At 67.3% G+C, this 26,199-nt stretch carries 31 protein-coding genes, 1 tRNA gene and 1 riboswitch; of the genes, 13 read left to right on the forward strand and 19 right to left on the reverse strand.

The features are described 5' to 3' along the window. Window positions 1-151 precede the first annotated feature (151 nt). Window positions 152-1,498 carry a lysine N(6)-hydroxylase/L-ornithine N(5)-oxygenase family protein gene (locus tag ACFWAY_RS01395; RefSeq protein WP_378509613.1) on the forward strand — a complete coding sequence of 449 codons (1,347 nt, stop codon included), beginning with the start codon at window positions 152-154 and terminating at the stop codon, window positions 1,496-1,498. Continuing rightward, complete coding sequence (locus ACFWAY_RS01400) at window positions 1,495-1,746, forward strand: MbtH family protein (RefSeq protein WP_005244517.1); 252 nt, start codon at window positions 1,495-1,497, stop codon at window positions 1,744-1,746. Before ACFWAY_RS01395 ends, ACFWAY_RS01400 begins: the two co-directional genes overlap by 4 nt. A gap of 106 nt (window positions 1,747-1,852) precedes the next feature. Here ACFWAY_RS01400 and ACFWAY_RS01405 read toward each other — a convergent pair whose 3' ends face one another. Continuing rightward, window positions 1,853-3,292 carry a threonine/serine exporter ThrE family protein gene (locus ACFWAY_RS01405; protein WP_378451012.1) on the reverse strand — a complete coding sequence of 480 codons (1,440 nt, stop codon included), beginning with the start codon at window positions 3,290-3,292 and terminating at the stop codon, window positions 1,853-1,855. Window position 3,293: 1 nt separating this feature from the next. Next, complete coding sequence (locus tag ACFWAY_RS01410; RefSeq protein ID WP_378451013.1) at window positions 3,294-3,674, reverse strand: nuclear transport factor 2 family protein; 381 nt, start codon at window positions 3,672-3,674, stop codon at window positions 3,294-3,296. A gap of 72 nt (window positions 3,675-3,746) precedes the next feature. Here ACFWAY_RS01410 and ACFWAY_RS01415 point away from each other — a divergent pair. Together ACFWAY_RS01415 and ACFWAY_RS01420 are read left to right on the forward strand one after the other, a co-directional pair. Then, window positions 3,747-3,821: transfer RNA gene (locus ACFWAY_RS01415), tRNA-Thr, on the forward strand. Window positions 3,822-3,964: 143 nt separating this feature from the next. After that, a complete protein-coding gene (locus ACFWAY_RS01420; protein WP_378451014.1) occupies window positions 3,965-4,168 on the forward strand; it encodes an RNA polymerase sigma factor in 204 nt (67 codons plus the stop codon). A 15-nt stretch (window positions 4,169-4,183) separates the two neighbouring features. Here ACFWAY_RS01420 and ACFWAY_RS01425 read toward each other — a convergent pair whose 3' ends face one another. The 4 genes from ACFWAY_RS01425 to ACFWAY_RS01440 all read right to left on the reverse strand — a co-directional run bounded on the left by ACFWAY_RS01425 (window position 4,184) and on the right by ACFWAY_RS01440 (window position 9,251). Beyond that, entirely contained in the window at window positions 4,184-5,596 is a 1,413-nt protein-coding gene (locus ACFWAY_RS01425; protein WP_378509614.1) for a lipase family protein, read from the reverse strand. Between the two features lie 102 nt (window positions 5,597-5,698). After that, window positions 5,699-6,334 (reverse strand): TetR/AcrR family transcriptional regulator, encoded by a 636-nt coding sequence (locus ACFWAY_RS01430; RefSeq protein ID WP_378451016.1) that lies wholly within the window; start codon window positions 6,332-6,334, stop codon window positions 5,699-5,701. 42 nt (window positions 6,335-6,376) lie between these two features. After that, window positions 6,377-8,269: a glycoside hydrolase family 15 protein gene (locus ACFWAY_RS01435; RefSeq protein WP_378509615.1), complete on the reverse strand. Its 1,893-nt coding sequence runs from the start codon at window positions 8,267-8,269 to the stop codon at window positions 6,377-6,379. Window positions 8,270-8,363: 94 nt separating this feature from the next. Then, window positions 8,364-9,251, reverse strand: coding sequence for a sigma-70 family RNA polymerase sigma factor (locus tag ACFWAY_RS01440; protein WP_378509616.1), 888 nt, complete (start codon window positions 9,249-9,251; stop codon window positions 8,364-8,366). Window positions 9,252-9,356: 105 nt separating this feature from the next. Here ACFWAY_RS01440 and ACFWAY_RS01445 point away from each other — a divergent pair, with 105 nt between their 5' ends. Next, complete coding sequence (locus tag ACFWAY_RS01445; protein ID WP_378509617.1) at window positions 9,357-10,121, forward strand: SDR family oxidoreductase; 765 nt, start codon at window positions 9,357-9,359, stop codon at window positions 10,119-10,121. Here ACFWAY_RS01445 and ACFWAY_RS01450 read toward each other — a convergent pair. Genes ACFWAY_RS01450 through ACFWAY_RS01460 form a run of 3 tightly spaced genes read right to left on the reverse strand, consistent with a single transcriptional unit; the run spans window position 10,106 to window position 11,416 of the window. After that, window positions 10,106-11,023, reverse strand: coding sequence for a SigB/SigF/SigG family RNA polymerase sigma factor (locus ACFWAY_RS01450; protein WP_378509618.1), 918 nt, complete (start codon window positions 11,021-11,023; stop codon window positions 10,106-10,108). The two genes, ACFWAY_RS01445 and ACFWAY_RS01450, sit on opposite strands and share 16 nt — an antisense overlap. Before the next feature lie 43 nt (window positions 11,024-11,066). After that, complete coding sequence (locus tag ACFWAY_RS01455) at window positions 11,067-11,213, reverse strand: hypothetical protein (RefSeq protein ID WP_164709551.1); 147 nt, start codon at window positions 11,211-11,213, stop codon at window positions 11,067-11,069. Window positions 11,214-11,272: 59 nt separating this feature from the next. Then, window positions 11,273-11,416, reverse strand: coding sequence for a hypothetical protein (locus ACFWAY_RS01460; RefSeq protein WP_378451021.1), 144 nt, complete (start codon window positions 11,414-11,416; stop codon window positions 11,273-11,275). Between the two features lie 314 nt (window positions 11,417-11,730). Here ACFWAY_RS01460 and ACFWAY_RS01465 point away from each other — a divergent pair, with 314 nt between their 5' ends. Further along, window positions 11,731-12,057, forward strand: a complete 327-nt coding sequence (locus tag ACFWAY_RS01465) for a helix-turn-helix transcriptional regulator (RefSeq protein WP_378451022.1) — start codon at window positions 11,731-11,733, stop codon at window positions 12,055-12,057. A gap of 15 nt (window positions 12,058-12,072) precedes the next feature. Here ACFWAY_RS01465 and ACFWAY_RS01470 read toward each other — a convergent pair whose 3' ends face one another. Next, window positions 12,073-12,456, reverse strand: coding sequence for a hypothetical protein (locus ACFWAY_RS01470; RefSeq protein ID WP_378451023.1), 384 nt, complete (start codon window positions 12,454-12,456; stop codon window positions 12,073-12,075). A 240-nt stretch (window positions 12,457-12,696) separates the two neighbouring features. Here ACFWAY_RS01470 and ACFWAY_RS01475 point away from each other — a divergent pair, with 240 nt between their 5' ends. The 3 genes from ACFWAY_RS01475 (at window position 12,697) to ACFWAY_RS01485 (ending at window position 14,682) form a co-directional block, all read left to right on the forward strand. Then, entirely contained in the window at window positions 12,697-13,005 is a 309-nt protein-coding gene (locus tag ACFWAY_RS01475) for a MerR family transcriptional regulator (RefSeq protein WP_378451024.1), read from the forward strand. Between the two features lie 454 nt (window positions 13,006-13,459). After that, window positions 13,460-13,687: a hypothetical protein gene (locus tag ACFWAY_RS01480; RefSeq protein ID WP_378451025.1), complete on the forward strand. Its 228-nt coding sequence runs from the start codon at window positions 13,460-13,462 to the stop codon at window positions 13,685-13,687. Window positions 13,688-13,716: 29 nt separating this feature from the next. After that, window positions 13,717-14,682: a ferritin-like domain-containing protein gene (locus ACFWAY_RS01485; protein WP_378509619.1), complete on the forward strand. Its 966-nt coding sequence runs from the start codon at window positions 13,717-13,719 to the stop codon at window positions 14,680-14,682. 63 nt (window positions 14,683-14,745) lie between these two features. On the opposite strand, the gene ACFWAY_RS01490 is transcribed toward ACFWAY_RS01485, so the two are convergent. From ACFWAY_RS01490 to ACFWAY_RS01515, 6 genes are read right to left on the reverse strand one after another with little or no spacing between them, the layout of a single operon-like run. Then, complete coding sequence (locus tag ACFWAY_RS01490; protein ID WP_378509620.1) at window positions 14,746-15,504, reverse strand: alpha/beta fold hydrolase; 759 nt, start codon at window positions 15,502-15,504, stop codon at window positions 14,746-14,748. Further along, the gene (locus ACFWAY_RS01495; protein WP_378509621.1) at window positions 15,408-15,911 is read right to left on the reverse strand and encodes an epoxide hydrolase N-terminal domain-containing protein; all 504 of its coding nucleotides are present in this window, start codon (window positions 15,909-15,911) and stop codon (window positions 15,408-15,410) included. Before ACFWAY_RS01495 ends, ACFWAY_RS01490 begins: the two co-directional genes overlap by 97 nt. A 56-nt stretch (window positions 15,912-15,967) precedes the next feature. Beyond that, window positions 15,968-16,318, reverse strand: a complete 351-nt coding sequence (locus ACFWAY_RS01500) for a hypothetical protein (protein ID WP_378451028.1) — start codon at window positions 16,316-16,318, stop codon at window positions 15,968-15,970. Window positions 16,319-16,367: 49 nt separating this feature from the next. Next, window positions 16,368-17,195, reverse strand: coding sequence for a TIGR03620 family F420-dependent LLM class oxidoreductase (locus ACFWAY_RS01505; RefSeq protein WP_378509622.1), 828 nt, complete (start codon window positions 17,193-17,195; stop codon window positions 16,368-16,370). Between the two features lie 41 nt (window positions 17,196-17,236). Further along, a complete protein-coding gene (locus ACFWAY_RS01510) occupies window positions 17,237-18,040 on the reverse strand; it encodes an ABC transporter (RefSeq protein WP_378451030.1) in 804 nt (267 codons plus the stop codon). A gap of 48 nt (window positions 18,041-18,088) precedes the next feature. Beyond that, a complete protein-coding gene (locus tag ACFWAY_RS01515; RefSeq protein WP_378509623.1) occupies window positions 18,089-18,403 on the reverse strand; it encodes a DMT family transporter in 315 nt (104 codons plus the stop codon). 10 nt (window positions 18,404-18,413) lie between these two features. Beyond that, window positions 18,414-18,475, reverse strand: a riboswitch (guanidine-III (ykkC-III) riboswitch). A 772-nt stretch (window positions 18,476-19,247) separates the two neighbouring features. Here ACFWAY_RS01515 and ACFWAY_RS01520 point away from each other — a divergent pair. Together ACFWAY_RS01520 and ACFWAY_RS01525 are read left to right on the forward strand one after the other, a co-directional pair. After that, on the forward strand, window positions 19,248-19,964 hold the full coding sequence (locus tag ACFWAY_RS01520) for a response regulator transcription factor (protein WP_378509624.1): 717 nt from the start codon (window positions 19,248-19,250) through the stop codon (window positions 19,962-19,964). Between the two features lie 80 nt (window positions 19,965-20,044). Then, a complete protein-coding gene (locus ACFWAY_RS01525; RefSeq protein ID WP_378509736.1) occupies window positions 20,045-21,427 on the forward strand; it encodes a sensor histidine kinase in 1,383 nt (460 codons plus the stop codon). Between the two features lie 3 nt (window positions 21,428-21,430). Here the strand turns inward: ACFWAY_RS01525 and ACFWAY_RS01530 are convergent, their stop codons facing one another. Next, window positions 21,431-21,856 carry an HIT family protein gene (locus ACFWAY_RS01530; RefSeq protein WP_378451033.1) on the reverse strand — a complete coding sequence of 142 codons (426 nt, stop codon included), beginning with the start codon at window positions 21,854-21,856 and terminating at the stop codon, window positions 21,431-21,433. 140 nt (window positions 21,857-21,996) lie between these two features. On the opposite strand from ACFWAY_RS01530, the gene ACFWAY_RS01535 reads away from it, so the two are divergent. Then, a complete protein-coding gene (locus tag ACFWAY_RS01535) occupies window positions 21,997-23,250 on the forward strand; it encodes a glycosyltransferase (protein WP_378509625.1) in 1,254 nt (417 codons plus the stop codon). Then, window positions 23,247-25,337: an ArnT family glycosyltransferase gene (locus tag ACFWAY_RS01540; protein WP_378509626.1), complete on the forward strand. Its 2,091-nt coding sequence runs from the start codon at window positions 23,247-23,249 to the stop codon at window positions 25,335-25,337. The genes ACFWAY_RS01535 and ACFWAY_RS01540 overlap by 4 nt, the downstream gene beginning before the upstream one ends. Before the next feature lie 59 nt (window positions 25,338-25,396). Here the strand turns inward: ACFWAY_RS01540 and ACFWAY_RS01545 are convergent, their stop codons facing one another. Both ACFWAY_RS01545 and ACFWAY_RS01550 read right to left on the reverse strand, forming a co-directional pair. After that, entirely contained in the window at window positions 25,397-25,795 is a 399-nt protein-coding gene (locus ACFWAY_RS01545; RefSeq protein ID WP_378509627.1) for a hypothetical protein, read from the reverse strand. Next, entirely contained in the window at window positions 25,779-26,165 is a 387-nt protein-coding gene (locus ACFWAY_RS01550; RefSeq protein ID WP_378509628.1) for a hypothetical protein, read from the reverse strand. Before ACFWAY_RS01550 ends, ACFWAY_RS01545 begins: the two co-directional genes overlap by 17 nt. Between the last annotated feature and the right edge of the window lie 34 nt (window positions 26,166-26,199).

The following is a 26,199-nucleotide window of genomic DNA, read 5'->3' on the forward strand; positions in this document are numbered from 1 at the left end:
CTAGATCGCAGTTCCGGGGCGGAGTTCGCCGCCGCGGGGGCCGGAAGTACTTGGTACTGTGCTGGAAATAAGGATAGGCTTCACTATCTTTTCGGAAGGCAGACGGCGGCTGGGTCGGGTGCGGCGCGGCGTCGAGGACGGACAACGAGCTATGAGTGAATCGCCGGAAACGGTCGGTACAGATCTCCCAGTGCGAGATGTCGTGGGTGTCGGATTCGGTCCCGCCAACCTCGCCCTGGCCATTGCCATCGAGGAACACAATGCGAAGTGCCCCCCGCGCGAGCGGATCAGCGCGCAGTTCTTCGAGAAGCAGGATCGGTTCGGGTGGCATCCCGGGATGCTTCTCGACGGCGCGACGATGCAGATCGCGTTTCCCAAGGACCTGGTGACATTCCGGAATCCGCGTAGCGCGTTCACCTTCTTCAATTACCTTTTCGATCAGGGTCGCCTCGTCGACTTCGTCAATCACCAGACGTTCTTTCCGACTCGTCACGAGTTTCACGACTACCTGCAGTGGGCGGCACGCCGAGTGGACGCCGACGTGCGATACGGCACGGCGGTGGAGACCGTACGCGGAATCCGCGGCGACGACGGGGTGATCGACCGTTTCGAGGTCCGCGCCGCCGACGGCAGCACGGTGATCGCGCGCAACGTGGTGATGGGCGCCGGTCTGCGGGAACGAATCCCCGAGTGGGCCAACCCCTCTGCGCGGTGCTTCCACAACCACCAGTTCCTGTTCCGGCTCGGCGAGATGCCGGCCCCGGTCCACCATCGGTTCGTCGTCCTCGGGGCAGGCCAGAGCGCCGCCGAGATCGTGCAATACCTGCACGGAAACTACCCCGAAGCCGAAGTCCACAGCGTCTTCTCGCGCTACGGCTACAGCCCGGCCGACGACAGTCCGTACGCCAACCGCATCTTCGATCCGGAGGCCGTGGACGATCTGCACGGTGCCCCGGAAGAGGAGCGACTGCGATTGCTGGATGTCCATAGGAGTACTAACTATTCGGTGGTCGACATCGAGCTCATCAACGAGCTCTACGCCACCGAATACCAGGAACGCGTGCGTGGGCGTCGCCGCCTCTTCATGCGCCGCGCCTCGGAGATCATTGCCGTCGACGAGACTTCGGACGGAATCGAGGTGGCTGTCCGCAGCGGTGTGGACGGACTCACCGACACTCTCGCTTGCGACGCACTGATTCTGGCCACCGGTTTCACTCCCGCACCCCTCGAGCCTCTGCTCGGCGATCTCGCGCCGAACACCCACCCGCCGCGTGAAGTGGACCGAGATTACAGATTGGCGGTTTCACCGGACGTCACAGCGGGAATCTATCTGCAGGGCGGCACGGAGAAAACGCACGGAATCACGTCGTCGCTCCTGTCGAACGTTGCCGTGCGGGCGGGAGAGATCGTTACATCTGTCGTAACAAGGCGTGGCCGCAACGGCACGCTTGCTAGTGTGAACGCACAGGACACGTATGCGACAAGCGAGGCGAGATGAGCACCAATCCATTCGATGACGAAGAAGGCCGCTTCTACGTGCTGGTGAACGATGAGGACCAGCACTCACTGTGGCCCACGTTCTCTGAGGTGCCGGCAGGCTGGCGCGTGGTTTTCGGCGAGGAAAGCCGGGCCGCGTGCCTCGAGTACGTGGAGAAGAACTGGACCGACATGCGGCCGAAGAGCCTGCGTGAGGCCATGGAGGCCGACGAGAAGTCGGGCGGACGGCACAGCGTCGACAAGAGCTGACCTCCCCGGCGCCGCGTTTCGGCGTCGATGTGCCGGGACGACCGTCCGGTGAGACACCGGCGGTCGTACCCGGCAGACGGCCGGGAGGCCGTCACCTGAAACTGCCTCAGGCCGCCTTCTGTGTGTGTGTTTCGACCGGCTTCCGCCGCCTCGTCTTGAAGACGGGGCGGCGGATGTCGTCTGTGCGCCGCAGGATGCGCGGCCTCCGCAGGGTCCGGGCGATCCATTCGCCGAGCGTGACGCCGGCCGCGAGCGCGCAACCGATACCGAACGCCGCGAGCAGCGAGCTCAGTCCGAGCACCACTTCGTTGTTGAGCAGGGCGTACAGACCCCGGTACAGAGACAGGCCCGGAAGCAGTGGCGTGATACCCGCCACCACGACGACCAGCGGCGGCGTGAGCGCGCGGCGGGCCATCAGACCACCGGCGAAGCCGACCACGGTGGCGGCGAGTGCCGAACCGATGATCGGGCCGATGCCGAACTGGTGCGCCACCATGTAGACGAGCGCACCGGCCGCGCCACCGAACCACGCGGCCGTGAGGGCGCGCTGCTCGGCGTAACAGGCCAATGCATAGAACATCGACGCGAAAGCGCCCGACATCACCAGCACGGGTAGTTGCACGAGTTCCGTGATCTCGACGTTGACGGGTGGCAGGGTCGAACCCAGCACGCCGGTCAGACGCAACGAGATGGCCACACCGGCGATGATGCCGCCGGTCATCATGACCACTTCGAAGAATCGCGCCGCCGCCGTGATCGGTGCTCCCGTGATGGCGTCCTGCACGGAACCGACCAGCGACAGCCCGGACAACAGCACCACCACACCGGCCGAAATGATCTGCGAGGGTCTGATCTCGACACCCAACTGATCCTGGAAGGTGTAGAGCGTCGCCGCCGGGGTCGCCGCCACCAGACCGCCCGCCACCTGCTGGAAGAAGAACGGCAGACCGATGCGGTTGAGGACGCGGTTGACCCGGTAGATCACCATCGTCGTCAGGAAGGCGACGGATGCGACCAGCACCCCACCGCCCATCAACACGGAGACCGACGCGGCCATGGACGCCCAGGCGAGCGTCGCGATCCAGCGGTTGTACGGGTGCGGCGCCGTTGTGACCGCGGTCAGGGCCTCGTGCGCCTCGCTGGGGGTGACGGCTTCCCGGCGGATACGCCGGGTGAGCCGGTCGACCGCCGCGAGCCGGGTGAAGTCCATCGAGCGGTAATGCACGATCCGCATGGTGCTCGCCGGCGGGAGGGTGGGCCCGCGGTACGCGGACAGCACGATGGAGTTGTACGTGACATCCACATCGCATTGGGCGAGGCCGTACGTGGCGGCGATGAACTGCACCTGCTCGGCGGTGTCCATTGCACCGGTGCCCGAGGCGAGGAGCACTTCACCGACTCGCACGGCGAGGTCGAGTACTTCGGCGACGACCGCATCGTCGGTGAGGTCGATCGGCTGCAGCGGTGTGGGTGCAGCGGTGACCGCATCGACCGTTGCGCGACGGTCGCCTGTGAGACGTTGGAGGGATTCTGTGAGCTTGGCCATACTACGTGTCGGAGACAAGGTCTTTCTCGGTCAAATCGGTAGCGGAGAGTGCAGACTCGAGTGTCTCGTGGCGGAACGTGGAGATGACCTGATCGTGGACGACACGGAATGCAGAGGCCAGGATACGCGTCTCTTCGGGGTCCGTGGCCCACGCGGCCTGCTGTTCGACCACCAGCACCCCGTCGTAGTAATACATTCGCTGCGGAATCAGCGTGACGCCCGCGGTAGACGCCCATTCCCGCAGCGCCGCCAGGCCCTGGGTGGCACCCTGCGGCCCACCCATCTCGATGTCGTCGCTCGACAGCGACAGCAGAGTGTCGATGTCGCCGGAGTTGAGGGCGTCGTGCCAAGCGAGGACAGTGGCGATCTCCGAGGTACTCATGGCTCCAACGCTATCCAATGTGGGCGGAAGTAGCCGACGTTCCTGCAATGGATATGATGGGCGCGCGTGTCCGCCTCCTTAGCTCAGTGGTAGAGCACTCGCCTTGTAAGCGAGCGGTCGTCAGTTCAATCCTGACAGGAGGCTCCACCGCGGAATTGCCTCCGCACACAGTGGGCCACCTTCCCCCGGGAAGGTGGCCCACTGTGTTTCCCGCACGCTCACCCCTGGGTGGGCAGTTCGTCACCCTGGGGTCCCTGTCTCCGACCCCGCCGGTCATTGACGATGAGTGCATGCAAGTGAATTCGTGCAGGTCGGCGGTACTGGATGCAGTGGAAGCGCTGCCCGCGCTCGAAAGGGAGACACTGGCCCTCGTGTACTACCGGGGCATGTCCTGCGACGAGGTGGCGGACACGATGCAGATCAGCGTCGCCACCGTCCGGGACCGCCTCCACGAGGGGGCGCGCAGACTGCTCGCTGGTGTCGGCAGCCTCTGATCGGAACCCCCGCCCTCATGTGCCGATCGGCTGACCGAGCAGGCTCGCGATCGTGTCGCCGACGATCGACGACCACACCGGCCACGTCGCCTGGTCGAGGGCCATCGATCCCACGTCGTGGGTGGTGCACCCGACGTCGGCGGGCACCCCGGCGAACCGGTCCCGCAGCCACATCAGGGCGCTCGCGGCCGCGACCGGTTCGAGGGACAGGTGCTCGCTCGCATGGTCGCGGGTGTACGTCACCCGGGCGTTCTGGTCCTGGCAGTAGGTGCCGACGAGTGTGTCGACGGGTCCGACCGGCACCAGCCAGTCCGGGTTCGCCTGGTACATGAACATCGGTACGTCCGGGACCCGGTGACCCATCTTCGTCCGGTCGAGTACCGATTCGACGACCGGATCTCGCAGCGGGTCGCCACTCGGGCTGTCGAACAGGCCCCGCAGGTTCGCGAACGGCAGCAGCGCCGACTGGTAGCTGACGCAGAGGTTGCTCTTGGCGGCCAGGAGTTGCTTGCCGAGTGGATTCAGGTGCGTGTCGAGATACTCGGCGAGCTCGGGATAGTCACGGCTCACGCCGAACACGCCGCCCAGCACGATCCCCGCACCGAGGTTGTTGTCGGCGAGATCGACGAGGGCGCCGAGATCGGCCGGGATGCCGCCTTCGGCCGCGCCGACGATGTTCAGGTCCGGTGCGTAGCTCGCGTGGAGTTCGGCGGCGTGCCCCGTCGCGATCGCGCCTCCCGAGTAGCCCATCACCCCGACGGGAGTCTGCCGGCCCGGCAGCCCCAGTGGGTCGAAGTTCTCCGCCGCCCGGATTCCGTCCAGGGTGATGCGGCCCGCGAGGGGCCCGGCCGCATACGCGGCATTCGGGCCCTGGTGATCCGGCATCACGACGGCCCATCCCTGGGCGAGGGCGGCCTGCGCCTCGAGGAACTGCAGCGGCGCGACGACCTGACCGGTCAGCGGCGCGGGCACGGACCACTGCTGCAGTGCGTACGAGGCGGCGCAGTACCTGCCGAGGGAGTCTTCCGCCGGCTGGAGCGAGAGCAGATTGCGGACGCCGTCGATCGTGCCCCGCGGCTTGACGACCGTCGCGACCGCCGGGATCGCCTCGTCCCGCGAATTGTTGGAGCGATAGGACAGCTGCCACGCGTCGACGTTCACCGGAAGCACCGACAGGTTGGCCAGATGCACTTCGCGGGCGGCGATGATCTCGCCCGGCTCGGCCGCCGCGACCACGTCTGCCGGCGGTTCGTAGAAACCCCGGTCGGCCTCGGGCCAGGCGGGAACGGTAGGGGCCGGCTGCACGTCCACCGACGTTCCGGCGTCGGCGGGAGCCCCGACCGACGGCGTGGCGACGGCGAGCTGCGTGCCCACCACCAACGCTCCCACCAGCAGTATTCGACGTCGCAGCACTCTCGATCCGATCATGTGGTCCTCCCCGGAGCCGAAGTGAGATGTCCATGTCTCACTTTGAGAGCAGACCTTAGATCAGGTGTGACGGGTATCGCAATACTCGCGAGTAAGTTCGGCTCAGGACTGATCGGTGACCAGCGCGATGAGCATCGTGCTCAGGACGTCCACCAGGACCGACGCGGACGGTCGGGGGGAGGCGGTGCTCCAGTGGTGGGCGAGGTCGTTGACCGCCCCGATGAAGGCGATCGACACCATCGCGAACCGCTCGGGCGGGTCGACGACGCCGCCGTCGATCGTGCGAGTGACGGTTTCGAAGAGTTGCGCCCACTGCGTGCGGCGCTCGAGGCGGTACTGCTCGACCCGGGGGCCCGCCCCGACCACCTCCACGAAGATGATCCTGGCCCGCCGCTCGTCCGTGCCGACCGACTCGATGTACGCCGTCATGACGGTGCCGGCGACGGTCCGCGGATCGCGCGACGGCGCCCTGTCGTTCGCGGCGAGCACGGCGTCCCGGGCCTCGTCCTGAATCGTGTCGTAGAGCGCGAGGAGGATGTCCTCGCGGCTGCCGAACTCCTCGTAGAATTGGCGACGCGACAGTCCGGCGTGGGCGCAGATGTCGCTGATCGAACTGTGGGCGTACGTCTTCTCCGCGAAGACCGACAGGGCGGAGTCGAGGAACCGTGCCCGGCGGGCCACGCGACGTTCCGCAACCGGTTGGCCGCTGTACGTCCGATTCGACTCTGCTCGGGACACGATCTCAGCCTACGGTGACGGGACGTTGTGGCCCGCCGCGGCTCACATCAGTTCCCGCATCCGCTCGTGCAGGATGATGCGCCCCGCGGCCTCGATCAGCGCGAGGTGGGAGAACGCCTGCGGGAAATTGCCGAGATGACGGCCGGTGCTCGTGTCGAACTCCTCGGCGTACAGCCCCAGCGGAGAGGACACACTGAGTAGCCGCTCCATCAAATCGGTTGCCGCCTGTACCTGTTCGACCACGGTCAGTGCCGACACCAGCCAGAACGAGCAGATCAGGAAACTGCCTTCCTTCCCCGACAGCCCGTCGTCGGTTTCGCCGGTGCGGTAGCGCAGGACGAATCCGTCTTCGGTGAGGTCGTTCGCGATGGCGTCGACGGTGGCGCGCAGGCGTTCGTCGCCGCGGGGAAGGAACCCGAAGACGGCGGCGAGCAGGGTCGACGCGTCGAGCGCTTCGGTGTCGTAGTGCTGGCGCAGCACCCCGTTCTTCACCCCGTGCTCGAGGATGTCCGCGCGGATCTCGTCGGCTGTGGCGCGCCAGGTTTCCTCGGCCGAGCGATCGCCGCGGATGCCCGCGATCTTCGACGCCCGGTCGAGTGCCACCCAGCACATCAGCTTCGACGACACGTAGTGCTGCGGTGCGCCGCGGGCCTCCCAGATCCCCTGATCGGGGTTGCGCCACACCGCGGACGCGCACGTCGCCTGCTGCTGCACGAGCGGCCACAGCCGGCGGGGGAGGCGCTTGCTGCGCACCGTATGCAACAGGATCGAGTCGAGGACGGCGCCGAACACGTCGTTCTGCCGCTGGTCGAACGCGCCGTTGCCGATGCGCACCGGTCGTGCGCCCGCGTAACCGGACAGGTCGTCGCGGGTCGACTCCGTCAGGTCGCGGGTGCCGTCGATTCCGTACATGATCTGCAGTGCGCCATCGCCGTTCGACTCGAGGTCGGCGACGAACTGCATGAACTCGTCGGCCTCCCAGTCCAGGTTCAGATAGTGCAGCGCCTGCAGGGTGAACGTTGAGTCCCGCATCCACGTGTACCGGTAGTCCCAATTGCGTTCGCCGCCCGGAGTTTCCGGAAGGGACGTAGTGAGAGCCGCGACGGTGGCGCCGGTCGGCATGTACGTGAGTCCCTTGATGGTCAGGGCGGACCGCTGGATCGCCTCACGCCACCGGTGGTCGGGAAAACGTGCGTGGCTGAACCACTGCCGCCAGAATTCCGTTGTCGCATCGAGTTGCCCGACAGCCTCTTCCACGGTCTGCGGTGCGACGAGTTCCGCCGACCACGTCAGGGCGCAGTAGAGGGTTTCACCCTTCTCGAGCACGTGGCGGGCGCGAACCCGCCCCCCTTCGATGCCGAGTGCCATGTCGGTCTGCAGGCGGAGGGTCTGACCCGCGCCGCTCGCGTCGGCGGTGTGCCGGCTGCCGTCCACGAGAACCCACTCCGCCGGTGTGCGCCCGTAGTCGAACACGGGCTCGCACACCAACTCCACCTCCACGCTGCCGTCGAGGCAGGTGACAGTGCGGACCAGCATGTGGTCTGCGTCCTCGTCTGCAGGTGGCCGTGTGTGAGGAGTGACGGTGTCCTCGCCGCGGCTCGGACCCATCGTCAGCGCGCTGCGCACCGTGACCCAGCCGGTCGGCGTGTTCCACACCGCCGAAATGGTGTTGCTTCCCGGCTCGTACTGCCGGGACGCCGGAACGTTGAGCCCGAACGGTCCGATCCGGAACATCCCCGCCTCGCGGTCGAGGAGGGACCCGAACACGCTGGGCGAGTCGAACCGGGGCACGCACAGCCAGTCGACGGAACCGTCCGGCGCGATCAGCGCCCCGGTGTGGCAGTTCGAGAGGAAGGCGTAGTCGGCGATCGGCGGGAACGGCGACGGCGCGGCAGCGCTCTGGGGTGGGGCATCGTCGTCCGAGGCTGTAGTCACGTTCGCGCGCCCCTCTCCCGGCAGTGTCGACCACCTCCATGCTGCTGGTCGGGGCGCGCACGGTCATCACCCTGTACGGGTGACCGGGGTCCCGTCAGTCACCGAGAACCGCGAGATCGAGTCGGCGGAAGCGATCGGGTTCTGCGATGACGTCGATTTCGGTGATCCTGCCGTCCGCGATCGTGAACGCCAGCACCAGGTGCAACCGTCCGTGGAGTGCCATCACGAGCCCGGCCGCCCCGTTCACCAGGGCAACCTGGGTGAACCGGGCCCGTTCCGCGGAGGCGAGCGCGCCCCTGGCCACGACGCGGGCACCCCGGATCACGAGAGGTGCCGGGGTGGGGCCGACAGCCGGATCGGCCCGGAGCACCACGTCCGGATCGAGCAGGGCGACCAGCGCGTCGAAGTCGCCGCCGCGGGTGGCGGCCAGATAGGCGTCGACGACGCGGCGCCGGCGGTCCAGATCCGTCGTGTCCGGCGCCGGCGAGGCTCCTTTCACCCGTCGGCGGGCGCGGCTCGCGAGTTGCCGCACCGCGGGGGAGGAGCGGCCCACGATGGGGGCGACGTCGTCGAAGGGCACGTCGAACATGTCGTGCAGCACGAACGCGAGCCGCTCGGCCGGGGTCAGCGTGTCGAGCACCACCAACAGGGCCAGCCCGACCGAGTCCGCGAGCATCGCTTCGTGTTCGGGGTCGCCACCGTCCTCGTGACCGACGATCGGGTCGTGTGCCAGCACGTCGAGAGGTTCCTCGCGCCGCTGCTCGCGTGAGCGCAGCACGTTCAGGCACACCCGCGACACCACTGTGATCAGCCACGCCTCGAGATTGTCCACATCGCCGGTGTCGGCGCGGCTCATGCGCAGCCACGCCTCCTGGACGGCGTCGTCGGCCTCGCTCACCGAGCCCAGCATCCGGTACGCGACAGCCCGCAGCCGGGGCCGGTGTTCCTCGAAACGCTCTGTCAGCCGATCGCGGTCGTCCACCGTGTCACATTCCTTCCTCGCCGCGTGTCTACGCAGTAGATCCACCGAAAACCAGCTGTCGAGACCGGGAAACCGAGTCCCGCATCCCACGAATCTGGAGAGATCATGACATCACCCATTCTGATCACCGGCGGTACGGGCACGCTCGGACGTCAGGTCGTCCCACTGCTGCGGGCGGCGGGACGGGACGTGCGGGTTCTCAGCCGGCACGGCCGCGAGACCGGCGACGACATCGAGTACGTGACCGGTGACTTGTTCGAGGGCAAGGGAATAGAGCCAGCGCTGGAGGGGGTCGAGACCGTTCTGCACCTGGCGGGCGGCCCCAAGGGCGACGAGGTGGCGACGTGGAACCTGGCGGAGGCCGCCTCGCGCGCCGGGGTGCAGCACCTGGTGTACATCTCGGTGATCGGCGCCGACGGCGTCCCGCTCGGCTGGTTCACGTCCAAGCTGGCCGCGGAACGAGCGGTGGCCGATTCGGGTGTGCCGTGGACGACGCTGCGCGCGGCCCAGTTCCACGACCTGGTGCTGACCATGCTGCAGAAGATGGTGAAACTGCCGGTGATCCCGGTCCCGGGCGGACTGCGTTTCCAGCCCGTCGACTCGGGGGAGGTCGCGGCGCGTCTGGTGGAACTGACGCTCGGGGCACCGGCCGGCCTGGTTCCCGACCTGCCCGGGCCGACCGTGTACGGGATGGCCGATCTGATTCGCGGATACCTGCAGGCGACCGGAAGGCGTCGGCTGACGATGCCGGTCCGGATGCCGGGAAAGGCCGGCCGCGCGTACCGGGACGGCGCGAACCTGTCACTCGACGTCGCAGCGACGGGCAAGCGGACGTGGGAGGACTTCCTGGCCGCCTACGAGAGCATCTGACCGCCGACGTCGGCGAGTTTCCCGCGCAGGTCCGCCAGGGTCTTGGTCAGGAGCCGGGACACCTGCATCTGCGAGACACCCACCCGCGCGGCGATCTGCGACTGGGTCATGTTGCCGAAGAAGCGCAGGACCAGCACGGTGCGTTCGAGGTCGGGAAGTGATTCCAGTAGAGGTTCGAGGACCACGTGGTCCTCGACGTGTGCGAGGGCCGGGTCGAGGTCGCCGATCGTCTCCGACAGCGGGCGTTCGTTCTCGCCGAGCGGGAAATCGACGGAGAGGGTGCTGTACGCGTCGGCGACCCGGAGCCCCTGGACTACTTCGTCCTTGTCGATCCCGAGGGCTTCGGCCAGTTCGCTCGCCGTCGGGGCGCGTCCGAGTGTGGTGGTCAGTTCGGTCGTCGCGTTGGTGAGGGATAGGTGCAGTTCCTGCATGCTGCGCGGGACACGCATGGCCCAGCCCGTGTCGCGGAAGTGCCTGCGGACTTCGCCGGTGATGGTCGGGACGGCGTAGGACACGAAGTTCGCGCCGCAGCGGGCGTCGAATCGGTCGACGGCCTTGACCAGACCGAGGCGGGCGACCTGGATCAGGTCGTCGAGTGGTTCTCCGCGACCGTGGAAGCGCCGGGCGATGTGTTCGGCGAGCGGCAGGCAACGTTCGATCAGTCGCTGTCGCAACACTTCGCGGCGGGGGTCGGAGGCGGCGAGCCGGCCGATGGCCTCGCACTGCGCGGGCACGTCACGGTACTGGTCGCGCTCGCGGCGCGCGAGCTCCGGGCGTTCCCGCCGTCGGTCTTCTGCTGCTGCGACCTCTGCCGCAGGCTTCGTGCGATGCGTCGGCGTCGTCCTCGAGGGGATGCGACGGATTTCGCAGGATGGTGCGACGAGCTGGGTGGACACATTCATGGCTCTGCCCTTCTCTGACCTGCCGGCATCGGCAATGGCGTCGCTATTCGACGAGTGCGGGTGAGGTGTCGGCGGCCTCGTCGGCGAACATCGCCTCGATCCGGGCCTTGATTTCCTCGGTGCTCATCGTTGCTCCGCCTCGCGAGGCAGTAGTGGTGGCGGAAGCGTGGGATGTGGAGCTGGCGGGCATGAGCGTTGTGTCCTGTCGGGTGCGAAGGGTCGGTGGAGAAAAGGTGGGCGGGCCGGCCGTCAGGTCGGCAGGGACGAGAGGAGAGTGAGCGCGCTGAGGGCCAGCGTGGCGATCAGGCCGCCGGCGATCGCTCCACCGCTACCTGCGCGGAGAACGAGGACTTCTCCGTCGTGGGGAGGGTTCTGCGCGTTGTGTGTGGTCATCGGTTCTCCTTGGTGTCCACCTCGTGGTGTGAACTTATCTGCGTTGAAGAATATAGATTTGTTCTACAGTCATAGCGCAGGAAGTTCAAGCGGAGTCAGCAAGATTGCTGCTCGAGGGGGGCGATCGCCGGAGGAGATCCGGATCAGGAAGAGATCAGAGGAAGCCGAGTGGCCGTCCGGGCCGCCGAGAACTGCGATGCGGGAGTGGGGAAAGCGCGGCACATGCAGGGCAGCGCGAACCTGTACCCCCTGCGGCACATTGTGTCCTTCGGGCCTTGATAAGATTGATGCGCCCTGAGAAGAAGGGAGATCCGGTGACGTCCTCTCATGTGCCGCTTCGTTCGCAGCGAGGTGTGTACGGGATCTCGGTAACGTCGGAACTGACGGGTATCGGGCCGCAGACGCTGCGCTTGTACGAGCGGCGAGGGTTGATCACACCGACTCGCACGGGCGGTGGCACACGCCGGTACAGCGAGGACGATGTCGCGCGCCTCCATAAGGTCACCGAACTCGTTGCCGCCGGTGTCAATCTGGTCGGAATCGGTCAGATTCTTCAGCTCGAAGCCGAGAATGCGATCCTCACGGCGCGAAACGCCGAGCTGGAGCAGCTCGTGCAGTCCGAGGTCCCTGGTCGCGCCTGAGCGGCGCTTACCGGCTCAGCTCGTGGACGGGTCGTTGGTGGCGTTGAACTCGTCGAACGATGCGTCGGCCGACTGCCATTTGCCCTCGGCCCGGATGTCGGCGAACGCGAGGTCGAACGCGTCGACCAGCCACGCGTGCTCGGCGGCGGCCAGCAGTTCGTCGGACGTGCCGTCGGTGACGCCCTGGTAGAGGCTGACCCGCCATTCGGACGTGTCCTCGGCGGTCTCGGTCAGTCCGTCGGCGGCGTTGAATGCGAGAAGGTAGCGGTTGTACTCGAAATCGACCCGGATCGCATAGCCCGTACCGGTGTTGACGACATTTGCCGGCCGCTGGGTGGCCGCGGCGAGCGCAGTGAGGGCATCGCGGTAGCGATCTGCGTGTTCCTGAGTGCGGGGCACCGTTTTCTCGTCTCTGGCGCAGAGGCCGTGGCACTGGCGGCCACGACACCTCCACGAACCCTGCCGGAGCGACCTCGGTTCGTGTTCGGTTCGGACCCGAGATTACGTCACCCGCTCCTGGTCCTCGCGGCAGCAGGCCGGGCATGAGCAGCCGGAGATGCAAAATCTATACCTTCAGTTGCAGATTCGTTTCATGCGTTTGTTAACATCAGGTGTTCCTTGAGCAGAAGGGAGCCTGTTGTGACCATCGATGCCTTACCCCGCTCATGTCGCGGGGTCTACGGAATTGCAGTGACTTCGGAGTTGACGGGCATCGGCCCGCAAACTCTGCGGCTGTACGAGCGTCGCGGATTGCTGACGCCGGCCCGGACCAGCGGCGGCACCCGTCGATACAGCGATGACGATCTGGTCAGGTTGGCGCGCATTGCGCAGCTCATGGAGGACGGAGTGAACGTCCCGGGCATTCAGAGGATTCTCGCGCTCGAAGCCGAGAACGTGGATCTGGCGTCCCGGTTGGAAGGGTCGGAGGGCGGCTCGGCCGGAGAGTGATCCGTCAGGTTATGGGGGTTCGACCGATTTTCGGACCGACGTCGGTCTCCGCCTCCGGTTCTTCTCGAGCAGTGGGATCCCGTAGGTGTGTCATCTGCGCTGGTCCCGGGTGGTTTCAGCGCCGCAATCCTCGCGTCGGCCGATTCTCTTGCTCGGACGGGTTGAACTTTACTGCTGAGTAGATAAGATGAAATCTGTATCAGCCAGAGCAGATAAGTTGACGACCCGATACGAGCCGCACGCACACGAACACAGAGTGTGACGCCGCGGCAGGGAGAGAACAAGCAATGGCCGAACCCGACACTGCCCGTGCAGTCGATGTCGTCAGCGCGCTACCGCTGTAAATCGCGAAACCCGGGCCCTGCACGAAGGCGCCGACAGCGTCGTCAGGCGAACGCCCTCTCGTGTACGCCCGCCTCTGGTCCGCACTCGACTCCAGACGGGAAATCGAACCATGACCCTTGCCCACAATGCACTCCGCACACGCACTCCCCGGCACGCGAAGAACCAGCAGGACGAGCCCGACCGCCGTTTCTCGCTCGGGACCGCTCTCGTCGCTGCACTCGTCGCCGCCGTGCCTGCGATGTCCGTGACCGGATCGGCGGTCCTCGCGGCCGTCACTGCCGGTTCCGTTCTGGCCGGCGTCCTACTCGCTGCCTATCTCATCTCCAGCCTGATCTGACCGCACCCCACGAACCGGAAGGACACACCATGACCATCACCACTGTCCCCACACTGATCACCCAGCTGCGCGCCGTACTCGATCTGACCAACACCGAAATCCAGGTTGCCGAAACCCGCGTCGCGCAGGCGCGCACCGAGGCCGTGCGCCGAGAACTGACCGAGAACGCCGAGAACGGACGCCTCCGTGCAGAGGCGATCGAACGCGCCATCCGCGATCTCGGGGGAGTGCCGGAGATCGTCGGCCCGCTGCTCGGCCGGCTGGCAGCGGCGCTGAAGGCAATGGCGGAGCAGGCCCAGCCGTTCGACGAGGCCCTGCTCGGCGACCTCGCCCTCGAACACCAGCTGCTCGATCGCGCGCGGTACGTGAAGGCCCTCGCGACCACGGCCGGGAAGCAGGACGTCGTCCGGTTGGCCGATCGACTGGTCACCGCGCACGCCGCGACCGTCGACTGGTTGACCACGGTGCTCGCGGAGGAGGCGCTCGGTGGACCGGCGGCCCTGCGACGCACCCCGTTCCAGGCGGCGACCGGCGCCACGATCCGGCTGATCAACGTCCCCGTCTCGTGGTCCGCGCGCGGCATCGACCGTGCTCTCGACACGGCCCGCACCACCCCGCCGATGCTGAGCGCGTTGCTCGGGCGAGGCGCCCACGCGGGCGACGTCGCGGTGAAGACACTTGCCGCCTCGCGTGATGCCGCTCTCGAAACGGCCGAGCAGGTCACTCGCAACGAAGGCGCCGACGGAATCGCCGACGCGATTCATTCTGCACGCGCCGCCGGCGGCGTCCTGGAGGCGGACGAACTCCCGATCGCCGACTATGACGACCTCAACGTGTCCCAGGCCGTCGCCGCGGTCAAGGATCTGACCGATCCCTCCGACGTGCGCACCGTCGTCGCCTACGAGGAAGCCCACAAGGATCGTCAGGGCGTGGTCTCCGCGGCCCAGACTCGACTGGCCGGTATCGCCCAGGAGGTTGCCGGTATCGGTAACTGACGCAACACCGTCGGCGAACTCGCCGGTCCCGCAACCCGGGGCCGGCGGTTCGTCGTGTCGCGCTCAGCGGAGTCCGGCGAAGAACTCCCGGATGTCTGCGGTCAACCTCTCGGGCTCTTCGAGTGCGGCGAAGTGACCGCCGCGGTCCTCGACGTCGGTCCACCGTGTGATCGCGTGCTCCTGTTCGGCGTAGCGACGGATGCCGACGTCGTGGGCGAAGACGATGACCCCGGTGGGGATCCCGGACGCGGATTTGTCGGCGCCCCAAGATGATTCCCGCATGTAGCCGACATACGCGGACGAAGACGCGGTGTCGGTGAGCCAGTACAGCATGACGTTGGTGAGCAGACGGTCGATGCCGACGACATCGTGGGGGAGCGCCGCGCGGGGATACGTCCACTCGCGGAACTTGTCGACGATCCAGGCGAGCTGACCCACCGGCGAATCGGCAAGCGCGGCACCGAGAGTCGCGGGTCTCGTGGACTGGATGGAGATGTAGCCGAACTCCTCGGACATGAACCGGGACACCCGGTCCAGGCGGTCCTGTTCCAACGGTGACAGGCTCGCCCGCTCCTCATCGTCCAGCTCGTGGAACGGAACCCCGACGTTGCCGTTGAGATGCACCCCGACCACCGCGTCCGGGGCGATGCGGGCGACCTCGGGTGAGACGCCCGCACCGATGTCCCCGCCCTGGACCCCGTAGCGGTGGTAGCCGAGCCGGCTCATCAGCTCTGCCCACGCCGCGGCGATACGGGCAGTGTTCCAGCCCGATTCGCGGACCGGTCCGGAGAACCCGAATCCGGGCAGCGACGGTACGACCACGTGGAACGCGTCGGCGGGGTCGCCCCCCCGTGCGCTGCGGGGTCGGTAAGAGGTCCGATCACGTCGAGGAACTCGACGAACGAACCCGGCCAGCCATGGGTGAGGACGAGGGGCAGTGCGTCCGGTTCGGGTGAGCGCACGTGGAGGAAGTGGATGTTCTGACCGTCGATCTCGGTCACGAACTGCGGGATGGTGTTGAGCGATTTCTCCTGCGCCCGCCAGTCGAACTCGTCGCGCCAGTACGTGACGAGTTCGACCAGGTAGGACGTGGGCACACCGCTCGCCCAGTCGTCACCCGGGAGAGGTGTGCCGAACCGGGTTCGCGCGAGGCGATCGTCGAGATCGTCGAGTTGCTCCTGCGCGATGTCGATGCGAAACGGACGGATGGTCTTCGTCGTGTCGGTCATACCGAACACGCTATGAAGGATTGAGGACGGTTCCGGTCCTCGATTGCGAAGCCGGGTCAGCAGGCCCCGGTCTTGGCGGCGTCGTAGGCCTGGATCATCTGGTCCTTGCGCTCCTGCGGAGCGTCCTTCCACTCCGCCGTCTCGGCCGACTGGGTGAAGAGGTCGTCGAGGGCCTTCGTGCGGTCGAACGACTCGCCGCTCTGCTGCGCCCGCGCCTCTGCGCCGTTCGCGTACTGGAGCAGGCCTTTGCACAGGTCCGCGACGGCGGGCAGGTCTGCGGAGGATGCCTCGGTGGCCTCGGTCGTTGCGCTCGCCGGGGACTCGGCCTCGGTGGTGGTCGATTCGGAACTGCACGCCCCGAGCAGCAGGGCGGCAGGGATCAACAGCGCAACGATGGTTCGTGTCATGCGAAATACATACCAGAGGCACGTGTCGGGCGTTGTCGGCCGGTCGGTCCTATGCACGAAGCGGCAGTGCTCTCGCGAGCTGCCGGGCCGCCTCGCCCGGCAGCTCCCCCAGTTCGCCGATGACGACGTGATCGGCGCCGGCCGCGAGGTGGCTGTGGACCCGCGCGACGATCGCGTCGGCATCGCCCCAGGCGACCAGGTCGTCGACGAGCCGATCGCTGAGTCCCGAGATGTCGGTGGCATCGAAACCCATCCGCCCGAAGTTGGCGGCGTAGCCGGGGACTCCGGACAGAAAACCGAGAGGGACGCGGGCTGCTTGGCGGGCACGCGCAGCGTCGGTGCCGAGCACCGTCATGAGCGAGACGACGAGCATCGCGTCCGGACCGAGGATGCGGCGAGCTTCCGCGGTGTAGTCGGGGGTGACGAGGAGCAGGACGGCCCCCGCGGCCCTGTCCCGCGCGAGTTCCAGCTTGCGTGGGCCCAGTGCGGCAAGTAGTCGGCGCTCCGCCGGCACCGGTGGGTCGGACCGGTCGAGCCTGTCGAGGTACTCGTTCAGTGCCCGGAGCGGTCGCGGGATCTGCGGGCCGCCCAGTCCGACGACGAACCGGTCCGGCGTAGTGGTCTGCAGATCGGCGTACAGCTCGGCGACCGCATCGGCGTCGTAGACGTCGACCGGGATGATGCCGGTCGCGACGGGAATCGAGCCGGTCGCCCGGACGACGGCCGAGATCCGGTCCAGGCTGTCGATCTGACCGCCCCGCAGCCAGATCGCCGAATAGCCGAGGGATTCCAGCCGGGCCGCCTCGTCGAGGTGCGTCTCGTCCGGTGAGATGTCCAGGGAGATGCCGACGGGTCCGAGGCCTTCGATGCGAGTCATGACCCGACCGTAGAACCTCGAGTCACGTTCAGGTCAAGGCGTCAGGCGGGCCCGAGTGTGTAGTCGACGCCCGGGCGGTCTCCCTTGCCCTTGAGCCACCGTCCCGGCAACTTGCCGGCGAGGTCGCCGAGCGGCCCGACGGCGGCGCTGAGAATCCCCACCGTTTCCTGCAGCAGGTCGATGCTGGCGCTCATCCGCTCGAGGTTGGGCGCCAGCGCCGTCAACGTTTCGGACAGCGCGACGATCTGGTCGAGTGGGCCACCCTCGGCGATGAGACGTTCGAACGCGCCACCCTCCGACAGCAGGGTCTCGAGGATGCCGTTCTCGGCGAGCGCCCGGTCCACGATTCCGCCCGGCGCCGTGAGCCGCTCGACCGCACCGTCCTGCGCGGTCAGCCGTTCGAGAGGTCCCTGCTCGGCGGTGAGACGGTCGAGCAGACCGTCCTTCGCGAGAAGCCGTTCCAGGGTGCCGTCCTCGGCGAGCACCCGGTCGAGCGGGCCGTCCTTGGCGAGCACCCGCTCGAGCGGGCCGCCCGGCTCGAGCAGACGTTCGAGGGTACCGCCCTCCGAGGTGAGACGGTCGACGGGACCGCCCGGAGCGAGGAGACGGTCGAGCGGACCACCCGGCTGAAGGGCCTGCCCGAGCGGGCGGTCATTGGCCGCGAGCGACGACAGTTGGCTGATTACCTGCAACGGGCTCCCCGGGGTGCTCATCCCCGTGACCACACCGGTCCCGGCGACTGCCGTGCGGACGGTCATCAGGCTGGCTTCGGCGATTCCGAGGCCGACATCGGCCGCCGCGAGACCGACGCGCACCGGGAGGGTCATCAACGACACCAGGTTCATGGAATTACTGTAACCCGCGACACACAAGCATCGAGTGTCACGATCGGCTCAGTGCAGAACCTTCAGCCCCACGACGCATCCCACGATGCCGAGGATCAGCAGGATCTTCACCAGCGAGGAACTCTCGGCGCCGGTCACCATCGCGAACCCGACCGTGAGGGCCGCGCCGATGCCCACCCACACCGCGTACGACGTTCCGATGGGGAGACTGCTCATCGCGAACGCCAGACCCGCCATGCTGAGGATCAACGCGACGCCGAATACGACACTGGGTCCGAGTTTGGTGAAGCCTTCCGACCGGCCGAGGGCGGTGGCCCAGACGGCCTCCAGGATTCCCGACAGCACAAGGACGATCCACGCCATGACAAACCTCCGGGCACCGTCTTGTCGCTGGCCGGGTACGGTGCGCTCGTCCGGATGTCGTGTCGACGATTTCCACGGTACCCAACGAGGCACTCCGCGCCTGTGAGTGGTGAGCGAGTACACACACTCCTCGAACGCGCACGGGTCGCGAATGCGCCGATTATCTCGCAGATCGAGGTCGCCTCATTTATTGTCGAGCGAAACAGTGAATTCTGTGCATATACCACGGAAGATAACGAGGCACATCATGATGCTCGGACTGCTCGCCGCAATCAACAGCGCTTTCACCCTCGGGCTCGCCAACACGATCGGGACGTTCGGTGGAGTGGTACTCAACCTGAATGTCGTCGCCTGAACTTCCTGCCTGTCAAGACAACTCCGCTCCCGCAACCCCGCTGTCGGCTCGGCGGCGGGGTTGTCTCGTGTGCGGCGACCGGAGGCGTCGGCACGCGGAGCGCAACTTTCCCATCCTTGCCTATGTGCCGTGAGTTTCACCCTTTTTCGCCAAAGAAGAATGGCTGATTTTATTCAGGAAAATTGCTCGCGTGTGTCGCCGCTAATTCCCCGGAGTTGACCTAGTGTCATCCGCAACGCGCACGGACGGCGCGCAACCACCCCTTCGCAGGGGCGACGATGGAGGTCATGATGCTCGGACTGCTCGGGGCGCTCAACAGCGGTGTCACACTCGGCTTGGCCAACACGATCCTGACGTTCGGCGGCGTAGTGTTCAACCTCAACATCGTCGTGAACTGACGAGCGGAATCCCGCCCGCACGGGCCGGTGGTGCCGGCTCACAGGAATCTCCCAGGAAACCTACAGCGACGATCCAGCGTCACGAGTGATGATGGGTTCCGTGAATGAGAAGCCTGTCGAAGCCCGCGTCCTCGTCGTCGACGACGAACCGAACATCCTCGAGTTGCTCTCCGTGAGCCTGCGATTTCAGGGATTCGAGGTGGCGACGGCGTCGACCGGGGCCGAGGGACTCGACACGGCCCGCACGTTCCGCCCCGACGCCGTCATTCTCGACGTCATGATGCCGGGAATGGACGGGTTCGGGCTGCTCAAGCGCCTGCGCGCCGACGGTGTGGACGCTCCGGTGCTGTTCCTCACCGCCAAGGACGCGGTCGAGGACAAGATCAGTGGCCTCACCCTCGGCGCGGACGACTACGTCACCAAGCCGTTCAGCCTCGAAGAAGTGGTGACGCGGCTGCGCGTCATCCTGCGGCGCGCCGGCAAGGTGTCGGTGGAGGAGCAGTCCGCCCGCATCAAGTTCGCCGACATCGAACTCGACGACGACACGCGGGAGGTCTGGAAGGCGGGCGACCTGGTGTCGCTGTCGCCGACCGAGTTCACGCTGCTGCGGTACTTCATGGTCAACGCCGGCACCGTGCTGAGCAAGCCGCGGATCCTCGACCACGTCTGGAACTACGACTTCGGCGGTGAGGTCGGGGTGGTCGAGTCGTACGTGTCCTACCTCCGCCGGAAGGTCGACACGGGCGAGACGCCGCTGATCCACACCCTCCGCGGCGTCGGCTATGTGATGCGAGAACCGCGGCGATGACCGCGCCTGCGGCTCCGCAGGAGTCGGCCGAAGTGGTCGCCGCTCTCCCGAACGGGCTTGCGCGACGGTGGATTCGCGCGATGCCGCTACGCATCACCCTCGTCGGCGCCGTGCTCCTGCTCGCTGCACTCGGGCTCCTCGCGTCCGGTGTCGCGGTGACGTCGGCGCTCGAGAATTCCCTGACCAACCGTGTCGATCACCAGCTGCACGAGGCGGCTCAGGGGTGGGCGAAGCCCGGCAAATCGCGCCCGCTGCCGCCGCCGGACGAACCGAACCCCGGCCGCCCGCCGAGCCCGTTCTACGTCCGCACGACGCTGGCGAACGGAACGGTCCTGCGCGAGATCAACGACGAATCCGTCTCCCCCGCACTGCCCGAGGACCCCGCGTCCGGGCCCGAGACGGTCGGCTCGACCGACAACTCCGACGTGCGCTGGCGGGTGCTGACGACGACCGCGCCGGACGGAACCGAGACCACCGTCGCGATGACGCTCACCGAGAACGACGAAACGGTGAACCGGCTGGTCGTGCTGCAACTCATCATCGGTGTGGTGGTGCTGATCGCGCTGGGAGTGGTCGCGTACTTCGTGGTCCGGTGCAGTCTGCGTCCCCTCGTCGAAGTGGAGGAGACGGCTGCGGCCATCGCGTCGGGTGACTTGCACCGCCGAGTTCCGGAACGGGACGATCGTACCGAGATCGGTCGACTGTCCGTGGCGCTCAACGGAATGCTCGCCCAGATCCAGCACGCATTCGCCGCCACCGAGGCGTCGGAGGAATCCGCGCGCCGCTCCGAGGAGAAGATGCGGCGATTCGTCGCCGACGCGAGTCACGAGCTGCGCACCCCGCTCACCACGATCCGCGGCTTCGCCGAGCTGTATCGACAAGGCGCGATGACCGACACGGAAACCCTGATGAGTCGCATCGAAGGGGAGGCGTCGCGGATGGGGCTCCTCGTGGAGGATCTCCTCATGCTCGCCCGGCTCGATGCCCAGCGTCCCCTCGAGACCCGGCCCGTCGACCTGCTGTCGGTGGCCTCGGACGCCGTGCACGGGGCACGCGCCGTCGCCCCCGATCGGTCCATCGCGCTCGACGTCCGCCCCGGACCAGGGACACCCGAGGTGATCGGTGACGAGGCCCGGCTGCGGCAGGTCCTCGGCAACCTGCTCGCCAACGCCGTCAAACACACCCCCGCCACCGCGGACGTGACGGTGCGGCTGAGCACCACCGAACACAGCGTCGTGCTCGAGGTGGCCGACACCGGACCCGGCCTCGGCGAAGAGGACGCGGCCCGCGTGTTCGAGAGGTTCTACCGCACCGACGCCTCCCGCACCCGGGAGAGCGGCGGCAGCGGGCTCGGCCTGTCGATCGTGGCGGCCCTCGTCGCCGCCCACCGAGGGTCGGTGACCGTCGACAGCCGGCCCGGCGAGGGTGCCACCTTCCGGGTGGAACTGCCGCGGTCGAGCTGACCGTCAGTCGGGGACGTTGTCCCCGTGCCCGAGTTCGCGCAGCGCGGCCTTGAGCTTTGCCTGCGCCTCGTCGAGCGATTCCCGGGACGGATTCTGCTCGGCGTTGCTGATGTTGAAATCGCCGAGGTCGTACGCCGGGAAAACGTGCACGTGCAGGTGCGGCACCTCGAGGCCGGCGATCAGCAGACCCGCCCGCGGTGCGTCGAACGCGGGGCGGACGGCCTGCCCGATCGTGCGGGCGACGTCCATGACCTTCGTCCAGATCGCACCGTCGACGTCCTGCCACTGGTCCACCTCCTTGCGAGGTACGACGAGGGCATGGCCCTGCGTGACGGGGGCGATGGTGAGGAACGCGACGACGTCCTCGTCCTCCCACACGAAACGTCCGGGCAGATCTCCGTTGATGATGGCGCTGAATACTGATCCCATGGCCGCCATTATGCGGCTTCGCCCCCCGTGAGTACTTATCAACCACCCGCGGTTAATAAGTACTCACGGGCGCGAAGCGCACAGGAAACTCCCAGCCTCCGTCCAGAGTCATCGGAGCGTACGGGACGAATCTTGGACGCATGACGACGAATTCCCTCTCCCGCGCACCGGGCGCCATGGGACGACTCGAGACCCCCGAAACCTCAGAGACTGCGCCCGTGCTCGACGTTGTCGTGCCGGTCTACAACGAGGAAGCCGGACTCGAACGTTGCGTGCGCCGGCTGCGGCGGCACCTCGACGAGAACGTTCCCTACTCCGCCCGCATCACCATCGCCGACAACGCCAGCGTCGACGCCACCCTCGCCGTTGCCCACCGGCTGGCCGCCGAGGTCGACGGCGTCCGCGTCGTGCACCTCGACGAGAAGGGGCGGGGCCGCGCTCTGCGTGCAGTGTGGAGTGCCTCCGACGCCGAGGTGGTGGCGTACATGGACGTGGACCTGTCGACGGACCTCAACGCGCTGATGCCGCTCATTGCGCCCTTGCTGTCGGGGCATTCGGACCTCGCGATCGGCTCCCGTCTCGCCCGCTCGTCGCGGGTGGTCCGGGGGCCGAAGCGCGAGTTCATCTCCCGCAGCTACAACCTCATCCTCCGCAGTGCGCTGCACGCGCGGTTCTCCGACGCGCAGTGCGGGTTCAAGGCGATGCGGGCGGACGTCGCGCAGCGGCTGCTGCCGCTGGTCGAGGACACCGGATGGTTCTTCGACACCGAGCTGCTGGTGCTCGCGGAACGCGCCGGGCTCCGCATCCACGAGGTCCCCGTCGACTGGGTGGACGACCCGGACAGCCGCGTCGACATCGTCGCGACCGCTGTCGCCGACCTCAAGGGCGTGTGGCGGGTGGGCCGTGCCCTGTCCACCGGATCGCTGCCGATCGGCAGCCTCCGCGACAGCTTCGGACGCGAGCCGCTGGTGCCCGGAGTTCCCCGCGGCATGGTCGGGCAGCTGGCCCGGTTCGCCGTGATCGGCGTGGCGTCCACCGTCGCGTACGCGCTGCTCTACCTGCTCCTGCATCCGATCATGGGCGCGCAGTGGGCCAACGCCGTCTCACTCCTCGTCACTGCCGTGCTCAACACGGCCGCGAACCGCGCGTTCACGTTCGGTGTCCGCGGATCCGAGGGTGCGGCCCGGCATCAGATGCAGGGCCTGCTCGTGTTCGCCTTCGGACTGCTGCTCACCAGCGGTTCGCTGTACGTCCTCCATTCGGCGGCCCCGGACGTGTCCAAGCACGTCGAACTCGCCGTCCTCGTTCTCGCCAATCTCGTTGCCACCATCAGCCGTTTCATAGCCCTTCGCTGGGTGTTCCGGAACGCACGCCCCGAAGGAGTTCGTGCATGACGACGACCCTCGAACAGCCAAAGGTCGAACCGGCCGAACCACCTCCCGCCCGGCGGCGGTGGGAGCCCTGGGCGCTCGCCGCACTCCTGGTCGGGACCGCGGTCGCGTACATCTGGGGGCTCGGCGCCTCCGGCTGGGCCAACTCGTTCTACGCCGCCGCGGTCCAGGCGGGTTCGGAGTCGTGGAAGGCGTTCTTCTTCGGATCCTCCGACGCCGCCAACTCCATCACCGTCGACAAGCCCCCGATGTCGCTGTGGCTGATGTCGCTGTCGGTCCGGGTCTTCGGGCTCAGCTCCTGGGCGATGCTGGTACCGCAGGCCCTGCTCGGTGTCGGTTCGGTCGCCCTGCTGTACACCACGGTGAAGCGGTGGTTCGGCGCCCCGGCGGGTCTGCTCGCGGGTCTCGTGCTCGCGCTGACGCCGATCGCGGTGCTGATGTTCCGGTTCAACAACCCCGACGCCCTGCTGGTGCTGCTGATGATCGCGTCCGTGTGGGCGATGCTGCGGGCCGTGGAGGACGGACGCACCCGGTGGATGGTGCTGACCGGCGTGTTCGTCGGTTTGGGGTTCCTGACCAAGCAGCTTCAGGTGATGCTCGTCGTGCCGCCGCTCGCTCTGACCTATCTCTTCGCGGGACCGCCGAAGTTCGGCAAACGCCTCGCCCAGTGCTTCGCGGCGCTCGGCGCGATGATCGTCTCCGCCGGCTGGTGGTTGCTGATCGTCGAACTGTGGCCGGCGTCGTCGCGGCCCTGGATCGGTGGTTCGCAGAACAACTCGATCCTCGAACTCACGCTGGGTTACAACGGTCTCGGCCGGTTGAACGGTGAGGAGACCGGCAGTGTCACGCCCGGCGGCGGCAGTCGCGGGGACGCCGCGACGGCCATGGGTGGTGCCGGTGAGGCGATGGCGGGCGGCGGCATGCCCGCAGGCGGCCCCGGTGGCGGCGGCGGAATGTGGGGCAGCACCGGCATCACGCGCATGTTCGAATCGGCTCAGGGCGGTCAGATCGCCTGGCTGATCCCGGCCGCACTGATCCTGCTGGTCGCCGGTCTCGCACTGCGCGGCAGGGCGCCTCGCGTCGACACCCAGCGTGCGTCGTTCCTCGTGTGGGGTCTGTGGCTGCTCGTCACCGGACTGACGTTTAGCTTCATGGCGGGCATTTTCCACGCGTACTACACCGTCGCTCTCGCACCGGCTGTGGCCGCGCTGGTGGCGATCGGTTCGGTGACGCTGTGGCGTCGACGGGACGCCCTGTGGGTGCGGGCGGTCCTCGCCGTGACACTGCTGGCCACCGCCGCCATGTCCTGGGTTCTGCTCGGACGCAGCGCGTCGTTCGTGCCGTGGCTGAAGTGGGCCGTGGTCGTCGTCGGAGTTGTCGCCGCGGTTGCCGTGCTGATCCCGGCGCTGACCCGAGGCCGGATCGCCGCCGTGGTCACGCTGGCCGCGCTGTTCACCGGGCTCGCCGGACCGACGGCCTACGCCGTCGACACCATCGCGACGCCGCACACCGGTTCGATCGTCTCGGCCGGACCCAATGTCGAAGGCGCCCGCGGAGGCCCCGGCGGAATGGGTGGCCCCGGCGGCATGGACGGTGCCGGACGCATGGGCGGCCGCACCGACGGTGCCGCGGTGCCCACCGCGCCGGGCGGTGTCGTTGCGGGCGCAACGGACGGTGCGGCGGCAGCTGCCACCGACGCCATGGGCGGTATGGGTGCCATAGGCGGCGCCGCCGGGGGACTGCTCTCCGGTAGCGATCCGGGCGCGGAACTGGTGACGTTGCTCGAACAGGACTCCGGCAACTACACCTGGGTCGCCGCGGCCATCGGATCCAACAGTGCGTCCGGCTACCAGCTGGCCACCGAGGACCCGGTCATGCCGATCGGCGGGTTCAACGGCAGCGATCCATCACCCACGCTGGAGCAGTTCCAGCAGTACGTGGCGGACGGCAAGATCCACTACTTCATCTCCGGCGGCCGCGGCGGCGGAATGGGTGGCGACGGCACGGCGTCGGAGATCTCCACCTGGGTGCAGGAGAACTTCACCACCGTCACCGTCGACGGCGTGACCCTGTACGACCTCACGTCCTGATCGAAACCGGCTGTGCGCACTCGTTCACCGTTCGCGGTCGACAAGTGCGCGCAGCTGTTTCAGACGTCGAACGAGATTTCGGGCGTGCGGCAGATGAGCAACCTCCGCACGAGGCCCGAATCGTCGAGCTGTGCCGAGGTGTTGAACGAGGCCTCGAATTCGCCGTTTCGGGTGGTGCGTCCCAGAGCCAGCTCGAGCTCTCCCACACGAGCACCCGCGAGGACCTCGTGTACGAGCACACTCTTCTCGCGTTGCTGCAGGTACCCGATCAGGCCTGCTCGATCCCCGACGAACTCGGCGGCATTACCGTCTCCGGTGGAGAATTGAATCGACATCCGGAAATCGTCGGTGATCATGGTCAGGACGCGGTCGGGATCGTCCGAATCCATGATCGCGAACCACGCGACCAGCGCGGGCGTCGGACAAGTGGTCTCGGTCAGGTCAGTCGCGCTTCCCATGGGCCAACTCCTTTGTGAGAATGCTGAATTCCGTGTCGAAGGACACCTCGTACGCATCGATGGCACCCGCGCTGTCGAGGTGCATCGCGGCGAGGAAGTAGCCGGTTGTCTTCACGTCGTTCTCGACGACGGAACCGTAGGCGAACTGGACGTCGCCGGCGCTGCTCGTTCGGAGCAGCACGTGTCGTCGATCGACCGGGGGCCGTCCCCTGAGGTAGTCGAGCATGTCGGCGCGGCTGTACCCCCGGCGGACGGTACCCGGGAGGACTATGGCGAACTCGATCGATTCGTCGAGCAAGGCAACCGCGTCTTCGGTCCGGCCGCTGTCGAGGATCGCGTAGTACCGCTCGATCACGAGTGCATCGGTCATGAAATGAACTTAGTTCAAACTGCCGGGCGTTGTC

Origin of the sequence: Rhodococcus sp. NPDC059968, from assembly GCF_042738615.1 — a bacterium.
Classification (GTDB): Bacteria; Actinomycetota; Actinomycetes; order Mycobacteriales; family Mycobacteriaceae; genus Rhodococcus_F.